Here is a 15,004-nt window from a genome sequence, read left to right on the forward strand (position 1 = left end):
GGCCACTTTAATTAAATATCACACTTCTGCGCCCAAACCCGCAACATTGCGTTTTCAGACTTATGCAAATGATAATCCACTTGTCTAATTTCTACACCATAGCCCTCTTTTTGCAGTTCCAGCAATACGGGACCTAAAAATTCAGAAGTTTTTCCGTCCATATCATTTAACGGGAAAATTCGCACTTCTTTAGCTACTCTAGCTAGTTCACGAATTACATTTAAATGAAACTCAACCGTTTGATCTTCCAAATCAGCAAATAAATAATTTGCACTTAGTGCAATATCAAAAGAGAAGTCAGGATAAGGTAAATGATAATCCGCTGCTCCATAATATCGCCCTTCAGCCTTACCTTGTTCGTAATCAGCAAAAAACTTTTTCATTCCATTGCGACGATGCTCAAGCAATTGCTCCAACCCCCCACTGCGACCGAAGTCGAACTGCTCTTGCTCTTTGTGCACTTCGTCTGCCATTTGTGCAAAAATCATAATCGCCTTAGAAGACAAAGTATCTTTATCCAAAACAAACAAGGGATCGCAACTCACCGCTTGATGCGCCTCTTGAAATTGTTGTGCGTTTACTGCACTCGGGCCACATCCATATTCTAAAATCCTGGAATCCATGTCCTCTTGAGACAAATCAAACATTTCACGATACTCATCAACACTATGTCCCCAGAGGACTAATTTACGCATGAATGACTCTCCTAAGTAGATAAATCTGAACGCTGAAACTTTGGCAACTACCTTCCTAAGGTAATTCTACAAAGCGAATTGCTTTTAACCTTAGCCTACCACCTGCAGCCAAGTGCAGAGAGGTCAACAAGGTACTTAAATTCCTTAACCAAGGACTGGCAGTTTCCTTTGGCTTAAGATTAGGCGATTTTTTAAATCAGGTAAAGGAACATTTTAAAACACTACTTCCTTAACAAACCCAATAAAGAAACAAGCAACCATTTACTTTATTTCTCTCTTTTTACTCAAGCTAAGCAATCCCATTCCCTAAAAAGTCTATAAAATCAAAAACAATTCTGGCAAATACCGAATCATTTCCTCAACTTGTTTAATAAGAAAAAAGATCTGAGAAATTCTATTTGCATCTTCAACTTGATTGGGTATAGTTTAACACATTTATAAAAATCAACTGACTATTCATTTATCAAGAGACGCTGAATTGGAGCGTTCACAAAAAACTCGTGCATCAGATGAATGGTTATAACAACAGGAAGTCAGCTATGTACACAGGACCGAACTATCGACTCGGTGAAACTTACGACATGTTGCGCGACAGTGTTCATCAATTTGCTCGTGCTGAAATTGCCCCACTCGCTGCCCAAATTGACGAAAGCAATACCTTCCCCAATCATTTATGGCGAAAATTAGGCGACATGGGATTATTAGGAATTACTGTCAGTGAAGAATATGGCGGTGCCAATATGGGATATCTTGCTCATGCCATTGCAATGGAGGAAATCTCGCGAGCATCTGCCTCAATCGGCCTAAGCTACGGCGCTCATTCCAATTTATGCGTTAACCAGATCCACTTAAATGGTAATCATTCGCAAAAACAAAAATATCTGCCTAAACTTATTAGTGGAGAATATGTTGGTGCTCTGGCTATGAGTGAATCCAACTCGGGCTCCGATGTAGTCAGTATGCAATTACATGCTCGTCCAGAAGGCAACAAATATATTCTCAACGGTACAAAAATGTGGATCACCAATGGACCTGATGCCGATGTGTTAGTAGTTTATGCAAAAACGGACAAACAGGCTGCGAGTAAAGGAATCACTGCGTTCCTAATTGAAAAAGGAATGCCTGGCTTCAAAACAGCTCAAAAACTCGACAAACTAGGGATGCGTGGCTCAAATACCTGTGAATTGGTGTTTGAACAATGTGAAGTCTCTGCAGAGCAAGTTTTGGGTGAAGTAAATCGAGGTGTTAAAGTATTAATGAGTGGTCTTGATTATGAACGGACCATTTTGGCTGCAGGTCCTGTAGGAATTATGCAAGCCTGTATGGATGTTGTTTTACCTTATGTGCATGAGCGCAAGCAATTTGAACAAGCCATTGGCGAATTTCAATTCATCCAAGGCAAATTAGCAGATATGTATACGGATCTAGGTGCTTCAAGAGCCTACTTATATGCTATTGCCCGAGCTTGTGATCAAGGTATAGTCAGTCGTAAAGATGCTGCAAGTGTTATTTTGTATACAGCTGAACGAGCAACACAAATGGCATTACAAGCCATTCAAATCCTTGGCGGTAATGGATATATCAATGAATATCCTACAGGACGTTTACTACGTGATGCAAAACTCTATGAAATAGGGGCCGGTACTTCTGAAATTAGAAGAATGCTTATTGGACGAGAACTTTTTAAAGAAACAGCATAAGGAAAAATGAAAATGGAACAGAATGATATAGTAATCGTTGCAGCAAGAAGAACTCCTATGGGGGGCATGTTAGGAAATTTATCTTCTCTTACAGCCCCAGAGCTAGGAGCAATTGCACACATAGCTGCATTATCTCAATCAGGCATTAGTCCAGCAGAAATCGATGAAGTAATTACAGGTTGCGTTTTATCAGCTGGCATTGGTCAAGCCCCTGCGCGCCAGGCAGCAATTAAAGCAGGATTACCTAATTCTTCAGGAGCGACCACAGTAAATAAAATGTGCGGTTCAGGAATGAAGGCGGTGATGCTGGCTCACGACTTAATTCGAGCAGGCACTGCAAATATTATCCTTGCTGGCGGTATAGAAAGCATGAGTAATGCGCCTTATTTATTGAGTAAAGCACGTTCAGGATATCGACTTGGGCATGGCGAATTAAAAGATCACATGTTCCTTGACGGATTAGAAGATGCTTACGACAAAGGGAAATTAATGGGCGTTTTTGCAGAAGCTACTGCAAGTCATTTTAATTTTAGCAGAGATCAGCAAGATGAGTTCGCGATTCGCTCCATGACCAAGGCATTGCAAGCAATAGAGAGTGGTGCGTTTAAAGAAGAAATTGCACCAGTAACGATCAACACACGCAAAGGTGACATGACCGTATCAGTAGATGAAGGTCCTGATGCTGCAAAACTGGCAAAAATTGCTCAGCTAAAACCTGCTTTTAAAGCAGATGGAACCGTTACGGCAGCCAATTCAAGTTCCATTTCTGATGGTGCAGCAAGTCTCATTTTAATGAGTGCAGGCCAAGCAGAAAAACGTGGCATTAGACCTATTGCTCGTATTGTAGCTCATGCTAGCCATTCTCAAGCACCTGAGTGGTTTACTACAGCACCGGTAGATGCCATTCGCAAAGTGATGAATAAAGCGTCCTGGAAACAAAATGATGTTGACCTCTATGAAATTAATGAAGCATTTGCTGTAGTTACAATGGCAGCAATGACACAGCTTGAATTAAATCCAGAACAAGTTAATATTCACGGCGGAGCTTGTGCCTTAGGTCACCCTATCGGTGCATCTGGTGCTCGTATTTTAGTTACTCTAATACATGCCTTGAAACATCAAGGAAAAAAACGTGGTATCGCTGCATTATGTATTGGTGGTGGCGAAGCAACAGCTATGGCAATTGAGTTAATTTAAAAACAAATGTATCCCCGCTCCACAAAAAGACCGGGGATTTTATATATAAAAAGGATGTTCATGCTACGACACAGTCTTATCTACCTGTTACTCAGTATTTTAGTAGTGCTCTTTGCGAAATACGCTCATCTCCTTATTGTCTATGTTGATATGTTTTTTACTTACGTTAATTTGAAATTAACGCCCATATTCAGTCAAACTGGTTGGGGACTTGTGGTTCGCAAAATTCTTGTCCTTGTCGTATTACCAGTAGTTATTACTGCCATTCCAGCACTTATTTATAGACTCATAAAAGGTGGTGAGATGCCACACTTTATTGCGGCTACCTGGATTATTTGGACAATCATCGTTTTAAGTGACATTTTAGTACGATAAGGAATCCTGCATGACAAAATTAGTCAGTCAAATCAATACAAGCAGTCAAGAATTCAAAGCAAATCAAACTGCCATGCAGACGTTGGTAGATGAATTACAAAATCGAATTCAGCATATTGCTTTAGGTGGCGATGAGAAAGCTCGAGCCCGACATTTAAAACATGGTAAATTACTACCAAGGGAACGATTACAGCAATTACTTGATCCTGGGAGTCCCTTTCTTGAACTTTCCCAACTTGCTGCCTACCAAGTTTATGATGATGTTGTTCCTGCTGCTGGAATTATCACAGGAATTGGATGGGTCGCAGGTACTGAATGCATGATTGTAGTCAATGACGCTACAGTAAAAGGCGGAACTTACTATCCAATAACCGTCAAAAAACATTTAAGAGCACAAGAAATCGCACTGACAAATCATTTACCCTGCATTTATTTAGTCGATTCAGGAGGCGCTTTTTTACCGCTTCAAGATGAAGTTTTTCCTGATCGCGATCATTTCGGACGGGTTTTTTTTAATCAAGTGCAAATGTCTGCACAAAACATCCCACAAATTGCAGTCGTGATGGGTTCTTGTACTGCTGGTGGTGCTTATGTACCAGCCATGGCTGATGAATCAATTATGGTCAAAAACCAAGCCACAATTTTTCTTGGCGGACCACCTCTTGTCAAAGCAGCAACAGGTGAGGTTATTAGTGCTGAAGAGTTGGGTGGTGCAGAAGTTCATTGTAGGCAATCAGGTGTGGCCGATCATTATGCGGAACACGATGCCCATGCACTTCATCTAGCACGAACTACCATTAGCAATCTAAACCGCAAAAAACCGCAGCAATTAAAGCGGATAGAAACAGTTGAACCCCTTTATGACAGTAAAGAACTTAATGGTATCGTACCGACTGATCCCAGAAAGCCCTTTGATATTCGCGAAATCATTGCGCGTATTGTTGATGGCTCAGAATTTGATGAATTTAAAACGCTATTTGGTACCACATTAGTTTGTGGCTTTGCCCACTTATACGGTTATCCTGTAGGAATTATCGCGAATAACGGTATTCTTTTTGGTGAAAGCGCCCTTAAAGGAACCCACTTTATAGAACTTTGCTGCCAGCGTAAAATCCCATTAATATTTCTACAAAATATCACTGGCTTTATGGTTGGCTCAAAATACGAAGCCTCCGGCATTGCCAAACATGGCGCTAAAATGGTAACTGCGGTCGCCAATGCCAATGTTCCTAAATTTACCGTCATTGTTGGCGGTAGTTTTGGCGCAGGAAACTATGCCATGTGTGGACGTGCCTATAGCCCTAATTTTTTATGGACCTGGCCCAACTCACGTATTTCCGTAATGGGCGGCGAACAGGCTGCTAATGTTTTGGCACAAGTAAACCGAGACAAATTAGCAAAGCAAGGAAGCAATTGGCCTATGGAAGAAGAAGAACGTTTTAAAGACCAATTACGTTCTCAATATGAGACTCAAGGACACCCTTATTATGCCAGTGCTCGCTTATGGGATGATGGCGTTATCGCCCCACAGGATACACGTAAAGTATTAGGCCTGGGCCTATCAGCCGCATTAAATGCCCCTATTGGGCCAACACGTTTTGGCGTATTTCGCATGTAAGGAGCACCTCGTGAGCGATTTGTTGTACGAAATTCATGAACATTTGGCTTTACTCACACTCAATCGCGTGAATAAACATAATGCTTTTGATAATCTGCTTTTAAGTGAAATGCAACATCAGCTTGATGTGGCGATTGCTGACTCTAATGTCCGCGTTATAGTGCTAAAAGCAAACGGTAAACATTTTTCTGCAGGTGCTGATTTAGCCTGGATGCAAAACATGGCTCATTATAATGAAGAAGAAAATCAAAAAGATGCCATGGTACTTGGTAATCTAATGTACACTTTAAATATGAGCTCTAAACCTACGGTTGCGATGGTACATGGCTCCGCTTTTGGAGGGGGAGCTGGTCTTGCCGCAGCATGTGATATTACTATAGCGTCACAATCAGCACGCTTTTGTTTTTCGGAAGTTAAATTGGGTCTGATACCTGCAGTCATTAGCCCTTATATTGTTCAAGCCATAGGTGAACGCAATGCGAAGGCTTTATTTATAAGTGCAGAAGTTTTTGATGCAGTTAAAGCATTGTCATTAAATTTAGTGCAACACTGCGTTCCTGAAGAAAATTTATGGGATTTCACGCTCAATTATGCGACGCAAATCAGTAACAATGCACCTGAAGCAGTCCGAGCATCAAAGTGGTTAGCACGCTATGTAGCAGATAAAAAAATAAATGAAGAACTCGTTTATTACACGGCTTCATTGATTGCTCAAAAAAGAGTGTCAGCAGAAGGGCAACAAGGACTAAATGCATTTTTAAAAAAAGAAACACCAAACTGGAACTAGAGACTTTGATTAGTAGTCTGGGGTGCAGCATAGCGAAACTGGAGAATAGTAATGCTACATTCCCAGGTTCCGTTACACTGTACCCAGACTACTAAATTGCAAGGAACTTAAACCGCAGTGAATAATGTGTAAGTAATTATAAAAGTAAAAATTAATGAGGCACTAATGTTTAATAAAATTCTTATTGCCAACCGTGGTGAAATTGCATGCAGAATCATCAAAACGGCTCGTTCCATGGGAATACACACCGTAGCGATTTATTCCTCGGTTGATAAAGACAGTCTGCATGTACGCAGCGCAGACAGTGCATATTTAGTTGGTGATGCACCTGCTAAAGAAAGCTATCTGAACATTGCTAATATTATCCATATAGCTAAGGCAAGTGGAGCACAAGCGATTCATCCAGGTTATGGTTTCTTGTCTGAAAATCCTGAGTTTGCGCAAGCATGTAAAGAAGCAGGTATCGTTTTTATTGGCCCTTCCGTAGAGGCTATGGAAGCAATGGCTTCCAAGCAATTGGCCAAACAATTGCTTGAAAAAACGAAGGTTCCTTTAACACCAGGCTATCATGGCAGAGAGCAGGCAGAAGATGTATTGCTCGCCGAAGCTAAAAAAATAGGATTTCCTGTCTTAATTAAGGCAGCCAATGGTGGTGGCGGTAAAGGAATGCGCGCAGTTCATCAAGAAGAAGAGTTTAACGCCGCCTTAGCTGGAGCAAAACGCGAATCGATGGCAAGCTTTGCTGATGATACAGTAATTATTGAAAAACTAGTTCTGCATCCACGTCACGTTGAATTACAAATTATGGCAGACAATCATGGGAATGTAGTTCATATATTTGAACGAGATTGTTCCATTCAACGCAGACACCAGAAAATTATTGAAGAGGCACCTGCACCTAATTTATCAACGTCACTACGGCAAAAACTTGCTGAGGCAGCATGCGAAGTAGCGCGCTCTATAAAATACAGCGGTGCAGGCACTGTTGAATTTTTAGTTGATAATTCTGAACAGTTCTATTTTATGGAAATGAATACACGGTTACAGGTAGAACATCCAGTAACTGAAATGGTTACCGGGCTTGATTTAGTCGCTTGGCAATTGAAAATTGCCGCCAATGAACCCCTCCCCTTGCCGCAAGAGAAGATTAAAGCACATGGTCATGCCATAGAATGTCGTATCTATGCTGAAGACCCACATCATGATTTTATTCCATCAATAGGGCAAATCCATTTTTTGCAAGAACCTTGCGGTGATGGCGTACGTATTGATACCGGGGTCCAAGTATCCTCACAAATTACCATGTACTATGATCCGATGATCGCCAAGCTGATTGTATGGGGAGCCACTCGTGATGAAGCACTACATCGATTAGAACAAGCGTTATCCCATTATTATATTGGTGGAGTAAAAACTAACATCCCCTTTTTACAAACAATTTGTCGCCATTCTAAATTCAGAAAAGCTGATTTGAGTACTGATTTTTTAAGTCAGGAAGAAATTAAACTACCTACAGCTGATAAAGAAATGGCTTTACTCATGGCCGCGAGTTTTGATTATTTAAACAATACCAATACAATCCAGGACCCATTATTGCAAGAAGCATTCGCTTGGCAATCTCAAATCTTAAGTCATTGGATATGGCGCTATAAAGATCAAGACGACATGGTCGAGGTATTTATAACGCCAATTAATAAAAATCAATTTAAAGTACGATTAAAAACCCAAGACTATTTGATTCATGGTCATTTAACCAACAATCAACTTCGCATCGAAATCAATGGACAAAATTATCACGTAACCATTGAAAATAAAAATCAATCTCTAGCCTTGTATACAAGTCAATGGCAAATTACTATTGAACGGTTCAACTGGGGAACACTGGGTACACAAACCGCAGCACATAAAGGACAGCTTACAGCGCCAATGCCAGCTACTGTGGTGGCCATTTTAAAAAATATTGGTGAACGAGTTAAAGCGGGTGAACGTTTAATCGTACTCGAAGCAATGAAAATGGAACATACCATTCATGCCCCTGCTGATGGCATTTTACAAGATATATTCTATAAGGTAGGTGCCCAGGTGAATGAAGGAGAGGAATTGCTGTCATTAAGTGAAGAAGATTCTTAAATAGAGGTACCGGTCATTTTTAGATCTGTAGGGAAACGGCCTATAACTGAGGTTAGTTTATTGTCGTTCCCCAATCAGTATGACCTACCTTGGGAATATTAAAAGAGATAACTATGGACTATCCACAAAACGTAACCATTATAGAGGTAGGCCCACGTGATGGCTTACAAAATGAGTCTTCTTTTGTGTCCAGCAAGCACAAGATTGAACTAATCAATTTGCTAAGTGAATCTGGTCTACAACATATTGAAGTAACTAGTTTCGTCTCTGCAAAAGCAATTCCACAACTGGCAGATCATCATGAAGTATTTCGTGCTATAGATAAAGCCTCATCCGTACACTATTCCGCCCTAGTTCCTAATGAGCAAGGCATGCTCAAAGCATTAGAAGCCGGTGTGAAAGAAATTGCAGTATTTACCGCTGCCAGTGAACAATTTAATCAACGGAATATTAATTGTTCAATTGATGAAAGTATCTCACGTTTTAAGCCAGTCCTTGCTTTAGCAAAAGAAAGAAACATTAAGGTACGAGGATATATTTCCTGCGTCCTTGGTTGTCCTTATGAGGGACGTGTAGCACCAGAGAAGGTTGTAGAAGTGACTCAAAAACTTTTGGACTTGAATGTAGATGAAATCTCATTAGGGGATACAATAGGCGTTGGCACTCCACATCAAACTCACTTATTACTCGAACAAATACTTAAGTTATTACCACTAAATCAATTAGCAATGCATTTTCATGATACTTATGGTCAAGCCATAGCGAATATTTATACTTCACTACAACATGGAGTACATCGTTTTGACAGTTCAGTTGCTGGGCTAGGAGGCTGTCCTTATGCGCGTGGAGCAAGTGGCAATGTAGCCACTGAAGACGTTCTATATTTAATGCATGGCTTAGGAATAAACACCGGTGTGGATATATTTAAAATTGTAACTGCGGGCGACATCATCTGTAAGATTTTAGGGCGTAAAAATCAATCCAAAGTTGCAAATGCTATGTTAGCAAACCCCTGTGCTTAGAACATATATTACCTAAAGGTACCCTATTTTTCTCAGATTCATCCATTTTCATAGAATCTGGCTAAAAGGAAATGCAAAAATCTAGTATGCAGTCGTTTCAATATATAAGAGAGAATGAAACATGAGTGAAAAAGTATGGAAGCCCAAACATCCTAAAGAAAGCAGAATGTGGCAATTTATGGAATTCGCTGCAAAAAAGAACAGCCAAATTTTTGCAAGCTACCAAGACTTACATACCTGGTCCATCAAACATCCTGACTCATTTTGGCCCACACTTTGTGATTTCTTTCATATACAATTTGATACCGAGCCTTATCAAATTCTAAGCCATAATAATGAAATGATAAATGCACGCTGGTTCGCTGGAGCTCAATTTAACTTTGCTGAAAAACTTTTATCACGTAAAGATAAGCATCCAGCTTTAATTAGTCTTAATGAAGACAATACCAAAGAAGTAATTAGCTATGAACAATTATATGCATTAGTTGCACAATGCGCCGCAGGTCTAAAATCAATTGGCGTAACTACAGGAGACAGAGTAGCTGCTCTAATGCCAAATACCGCAACTACAATTATTGCCATGCTTGCTACGACCTCTTTAGGGGCAATCTGGTCTTCTTGCTCTCCTGATTTTGGCGCACAAGCCGCAATCGATAGACTGGGGCAAATTGATCCTAAAGTCTTATTTATTTGTGATGGGCACCAGTATCAAGGTAAGAAACACAGTGGTGCCGAAAAAATCAAACAACTTAATGACGCCATTAGCTCACTCCAAAAAATCGTCATTTGCCCTAATATCAATGAGCTTGTAGATATTTCTGCGCTACCTAAAGCACAATATTGGAGTGATTTTCTTCAACCAGCAACACATTGTGACTTTGTTTCATTGTCTTTTGAACACCCCGTTTACATTATGTTCTCATCAGGAACAACAGGCAAACCCAAATGTATTGTTCATGGGGCCGGTGGAACGCTACTGCAACATCTTAAAGAATTAGGATTACATACCGATCTATGCGATAAGGACAACTTATGTTTCTATACCACCTGCGGTTGGATGATGTGGAATTGGACGGTTTCTGCATTAGCTTTAGGCGTTACGCTCACTTTATATGAAGGCTCTCCTACCTATCCTGAGAGCAATCGTTTATTCAAAATAATTGAAGAAGAACACGTTACTGTTTTTGGAACCAGTGCTAAGTTCATCTCTTCCATAGAAAAAGCGGGTGTTAAACCCAAAGATGAGTTTGACTTATCACATTTACGCTGCATACTTTCCACCGGCTCACCGCTTTTACCTAAAAATTATGATTACGTTTATGAGCAAATTAAAGCAGATGTGCAGCTTAGCTCTATCTCTGGAGGAACAGATATTATTTCTTGTTTTGCCTTAGGGAATCCAATACTTCCTATCTATAGGGGCGAATTGCAATGCCTCGGTCTTGGTATGGCTGTTGATGTATTTGATGAGCAAGGGCATTCTGTGCATAAAGAACGTGGGGAGTTAGTTTGTACTGCTCCCTTCCCGTCTATGCCTGTTGGTTTTTGGAATGACCCTGAACGAATAGCGTATCAACGTGCTTATTTCGAGCGTTTCAGCGGAGTATGGGCGCATGGTGATTTTGCAGAAATTACAGCACATCATGGATTAATCATTTATGGGCGATCAGACGCTGTTTTAAATCCTGGAGGAGTACGTATCGGTACTGCAGAGATATACCGGCAAGTAGAAAAAATTGATGAAGTAGTTGATAGTATTGTCATTGGCCAAGACTGGCAAGACGACGTGCGTATTGTTTTGTTTGTTAAATTACGTAATAACATGGAACTCACAGAAGAATTAATCAACAAAATACGTCTGACGATTCGTGAGAATGCCTCACCAAGACACATGCCAGCAAAAATTTTACAAGTTGCAGATATTCCGCGCACGATCAGTGGCAAAATAGTCGAAATTGCTGTTCGGCAAGTTGTTCATGGTTTACCAGTAAATAATTTACAGTCCCTGGCTAACCCTGAAGCATTGGATCATTTTAAAAACCGTGACGAGTTACAGAAATAAAATAGCTCTGGTATTTTGTTAGCACCGATTAGCGAAGCAGTTGCTGTTATCTAGGGGAACGAGGGAATTTTGGTAAAATGCTACTCAGATAGCACTAAAAATTCCCTCAGGAGCAATTCCGAAAGCTAAAGAGATTTCACCAACCATATCTACCAAGACGCAGTTGGTTAGAAAACAGAACCTAATACAGATACAGTATATTCCTCACAAGAATACGTATTACCGGTAGCATTCAGGCATAGCCTGATATTTATTGAGCCTCTTGGGCCATCTACAGTGAGGTGTACAGGCGTGGTATTACTCACGGAAAATAGGACAAATCCATTAAGAGCTGGTGATTTACCCACAATACTATACCCTGGGGTAAGAATTTTTACTCCAGCCGTAGGATAAGTTTTTTTTGGGGTTGTCGTTGTAACTGATAGCGTTGATGAAGCAAGCGGAATTGTAGCAATAAAATGCGGCCCTGCTCCAGGAAGAAAGTCATTGCTTTTGGTAAAAGCTACTTGCACTGAGGAGAACAATAGCGTTATCCCAATAAGGAGCATCTGTTTTATCATACCGAAATTCCTTAATTAAAGTGTAACGGCACAAAGAATGGCGTTAGCATAGTTATTACCAGTTTTAAGGGTATTAATAATGAGATCATTATTTTTTGCAAATTGCCCTTGTCCCAAATAAAAAAAGCGATAACCGCATTCAAGAGGAATTTTATTCGCTACATTATTAAATCGAAGACCTGCGCCAACTGTAGCTGCGAATGCCGTAGTATTATGATCAGAAAAGCCATGATCAGGAACGGTAAATGTCGTAAGTGGTATTTCATTATAATGGCTCGCTTCAATAAAATTTGGACCAATACCAACATCAATGGCTAGATTTATTTTATCACTCGGAGTTTGCACAATACTTTTTGCCATAAACATGAGCGGAATATTTCGTGTTTTATAGGTATAAGAAAGATTCGTATCTAAGTGTTCTTCAATAATGTAGCCCTTAACAGAGGTTCTACCAAAGAAAAACACATTTGCGCCATAAGAAAATTTAAACCGATCTCGTTCTGGTCCATCCAAAAAGTACCCCACTCCGACAAGACCATTCCCTTGGCTACGACTTTTAACCGTATATCGATTTCCAATTAAGGATTCTATTTGAATATCTTGAGCTTTTCCTTGAGTCGCATAAAAACCGCCAAACTCAAGAAGCAAATGGCCTTTAGTGTAATCAAAAAAGAAATTTTTTGCTGGCTGACCATCTGCAAAAGAAGCAGTGGCGCTCATGGAGGAAAAAAGTATGAGGGCTAATCCTCTATATCCGGATTTATCAAAAAGCATCAGACATCCTTGTATTTCTCTATCACTGCTTCATCGTATTGTGCATCCACTAAAAAATCCAACTAAAATATAGCGAATGACTCAATGCTCATAATGGTGCAGTAAGTAAATGTTTATTAAAGACAAACATATTACAATGCAATAAATTCATAAACAACATTTCAATGTGACTTTCAGGAAAAACAAAAATCATTTGGCCCCACCATTGATAGAAAATTGCATGTTTCCTCACAAAATACCATCAAAATTAGCATGGTTATGCTTTGTTTAAGTAAACAATTTGTGTATAATATTGCAATGGCGTCGATTTGAAATTCAGCTTGCGGACGCTCAAAAAAGCTTTCTTTTTTGAAAATACGGCTAAAGCGGATATGAATTGCATTTCCTCTAAGTCTTCTGCCCGCACGCATAATCTCAGGCTTATAAATAATGATTGAATTAACTGGATTATCTAAATCCTTTTCGGGCAAACCCGTCCTGCGTGATATTAATTTATTTATCCAAGAAGGTGAAATTTTTGGAATTATTGGTAAAAGTGGCGCAGGAAAGTCCACCCTATTAAGATGCATAAATCTTCTAGAACGACCTGATAAAGGTGATGTTTTGGTTGATGGACAAGATTTAACAACTCTTTCAAGAAAAGATTTGGCTTTAGCTCGTCATAAAATGGCAATGATTTTTCAACAATTCAACTTACTCAACTCAAAAAATGTATACGACAACATTGCACTTCCGATGCGAATTCAAGGAATAGATGAGCAATCTATTCGTAATAAAATTGAAGAGCTACTGCCAATAGTCGAACTGACTGATAAAAAACTAGCCTATCCCGCACAACTCAGTGGTGGCCAGAAACAAAGAGTAGCGATAGCTCGTGCCTTAAGCTGCTCACCTAAAATTCTGCTTTGCGATGAGGCAACTTCTGCATTGGATCCGGGAACAACAGATTCTATTTTGGCATTACTCAAAAGAATTAATGCGCTTTATGGAATCACCATAGTCCTTATTACTCATGAAATGGATGTAGTGAAGCGTATTTGTAACCGATTGGCAGTAATGGTTGATGGCGAATTGGCTGAAACAGCTGCCTTAGCTAATGTATTTAATAAAAAAGACAGCTTGGCTCGCAGCATGCTCTATGCTCAACTGAGTCCCCAATTACCTGAATGCCTTACTAACAGGCTTGCAAACTACGTGACGGATAAGCCGTTACTCCGCCTGTTTTTCCAGGGCGAAGAGGCAACCGTACCTTTTATCAGTCAAACAAGCCGTGAATTAAATCTGGATATTAACATCTTACTCGCCAATATAGACCGTTATGATACAGTAACCTGCGGTGTATTAGTGGTTGAATTAACCGCACATCAATTTTTGCTCGAGGCATTCATTGAGCGTTGTGAACAAGCCAAATTAACTGTGGAGGTTTTAGGTTATGTCCTTCCCGATGGCATATGATTTATTACTCGCGACAAGCGAAACATTGTATATGGTCGTCACGAGTACTGTATTTGCAGTGATACTCGGTTTACCTTTAGGAACTTGGCTTTATTCTTCAAGCCAAATTAAACCTAAGCCTAAAGTGTACAAAACATTATCCGCTTTTATTAATATGGCACGCTCCATACCATTCATTATTTTATTGGTAGCAATTATTCCGTTTACCCGCCTTATAGTAGGCACTTCCATAGGAATGAATGCCGCTATAGTACCGCTTACTCTAGGTGCTACACCCTTTTTTGCGCGATTGGTAGATAATGTCTATCGTAGTTTACCGTCAGGCCTCATCGAAACTGGTTATGCGATGGGGGCTAACACGAGACAAATTATTTTGCATATTTTATTACCCGAAGCAAAACCTGCTTTAATCCATGCTATTACGGTTACAGCCATTACTTTAGTCAATTATTCTGCTATGGCAGGAACCGTTGGTGCTGGTGGTTTGGGTACTTTAGCAATTAACTATGGTTATCAACGTTTTGATGCTGGAATTATGATTTCAACGGTAATCATTTTGATTGTGATGGTTCAACTGACCCAAATGCTCGGCGATTATTTATCAAAACGTTTTTTACATAACTGATTTG

Annotated in this window: 13 protein-coding genes; 10 read left to right on the top strand and 3 right to left on the bottom strand. The window is 39.9% G+C overall.

Annotated elements, in window-relative coordinates:
• Positions 1 to 11: 11 nt before the first annotated feature.
• Complete coding sequence (locus BGO44_RS02250; protein WP_058512298.1) at positions 12 to 695, bottom strand: hypothetical protein; 684 nt, start codon at positions 693 to 695, stop codon at positions 12 to 14.
• A gap of 539 nt (positions 696 to 1,234) precedes the next feature.
• Here BGO44_RS02250 and BGO44_RS02255 point away from each other — a divergent pair.
• The 8 genes from BGO44_RS02255 to BGO44_RS02290 all read left to right on the top strand — a co-directional run bounded on the left by BGO44_RS02255 (position 1,235) and on the right by BGO44_RS02290 (position 11,586).
• On the top strand, positions 1,235 to 2,395 hold the full coding sequence (locus BGO44_RS02255) for an isovaleryl-CoA dehydrogenase (RefSeq protein ID WP_058512297.1): 1,161 nt from the start codon (positions 1,235 to 1,237) through the stop codon (positions 2,393 to 2,395).
• A 12-nt stretch (positions 2,396 to 2,407) separates the two neighbouring features.
• Positions 2,408 to 3,592, top strand: a complete 1,185-nt coding sequence (locus BGO44_RS02260) for an acetyl-CoA C-acyltransferase (protein WP_058512296.1) — start codon at positions 2,408 to 2,410, stop codon at positions 3,590 to 3,592.
• A gap of 60 nt (positions 3,593 to 3,652) precedes the next feature.
• Positions 3,653 to 3,967 (top strand): hypothetical protein, encoded by a 315-nt coding sequence (locus BGO44_RS02265; protein WP_058512295.1) that lies wholly within the window; start codon positions 3,653 to 3,655, stop codon positions 3,965 to 3,967.
• A gap of 10 nt (positions 3,968 to 3,977) precedes the next feature.
• Complete coding sequence (locus BGO44_RS02270; protein WP_058512294.1) at positions 3,978 to 5,585, top strand: carboxyl transferase domain-containing protein; 1,608 nt, start codon at positions 3,978 to 3,980, stop codon at positions 5,583 to 5,585.
• A gap of 10 nt (positions 5,586 to 5,595) precedes the next feature.
• Positions 5,596 to 6,372, top strand: coding sequence for an enoyl-CoA hydratase-related protein (locus BGO44_RS02275; RefSeq protein ID WP_273199036.1), 777 nt, complete (start codon positions 5,596 to 5,598; stop codon positions 6,370 to 6,372).
• Between the two features lie 165 nt (positions 6,373 to 6,537).
• Entirely contained in the window at positions 6,538 to 8,502 is a 1,965-nt protein-coding gene (locus BGO44_RS02280) for an acetyl/propionyl/methylcrotonyl-CoA carboxylase subunit alpha (RefSeq protein ID WP_273199033.1), read from the top strand.
• 113 nt (positions 8,503 to 8,615) lie between these two features.
• Positions 8,616 to 9,524: a hydroxymethylglutaryl-CoA lyase gene (locus BGO44_RS02285; RefSeq protein ID WP_058512291.1), complete on the top strand. Its 909-nt coding sequence runs from the start codon at positions 8,616 to 8,618 to the stop codon at positions 9,522 to 9,524.
• 121 nt (positions 9,525 to 9,645) lie between these two features.
• The gene (locus BGO44_RS02290; protein WP_273199030.1) at positions 9,646 to 11,586 is read left to right on the top strand and encodes an acetoacetate--CoA ligase; all 1,941 of its coding nucleotides are present in this window, start codon (positions 9,646 to 9,648) and stop codon (positions 11,584 to 11,586) included.
• A gap of 167 nt (positions 11,587 to 11,753) precedes the next feature.
• On the opposite strand, the gene BGO44_RS02295 is transcribed toward BGO44_RS02290, so the two are convergent.
• Positions 11,754 to 12,146, bottom strand: a complete 393-nt coding sequence (locus BGO44_RS02295) for a hypothetical protein (RefSeq protein ID WP_058512289.1) — start codon at positions 12,144 to 12,146, stop codon at positions 11,754 to 11,756.
• Positions 12,147 to 12,161: 15 nt separating this feature from the next.
• Positions 12,162 to 12,920, bottom strand: a complete 759-nt coding sequence (locus BGO44_RS02300) for a hypothetical protein (RefSeq protein ID WP_273199028.1) — start codon at positions 12,918 to 12,920, stop codon at positions 12,162 to 12,164.
• A 429-nt stretch (positions 12,921 to 13,349) separates the two neighbouring features.
• Between BGO44_RS02300 and BGO44_RS02305 the strand changes: the two genes are divergently transcribed.
• Positions 13,350 to 14,375 carry a methionine ABC transporter ATP-binding protein gene (locus tag BGO44_RS02305; RefSeq protein WP_273199026.1) on the top strand — a complete coding sequence of 342 codons (1,026 nt, stop codon included), beginning with the start codon at positions 13,350 to 13,352 and terminating at the stop codon, positions 14,373 to 14,375.
• Positions 14,353 to 15,000 carry a methionine ABC transporter permease gene (locus BGO44_RS02310; protein ID WP_273199024.1) on the top strand — a complete coding sequence of 216 codons (648 nt, stop codon included), beginning with the start codon at positions 14,353 to 14,355 and terminating at the stop codon, positions 14,998 to 15,000. The genes BGO44_RS02305 and BGO44_RS02310 overlap by 23 nt, the downstream gene beginning before the upstream one ends.
• Positions 15,001 to 15,004: the final 4 nt, after the last annotated feature.

The organism is Legionella sp. 39-23 (assembly GCF_001897665.1).
Classification (GTDB): Bacteria; Pseudomonadota; Gammaproteobacteria; order Legionellales; family Legionellaceae; genus Legionella; species Legionella steelei.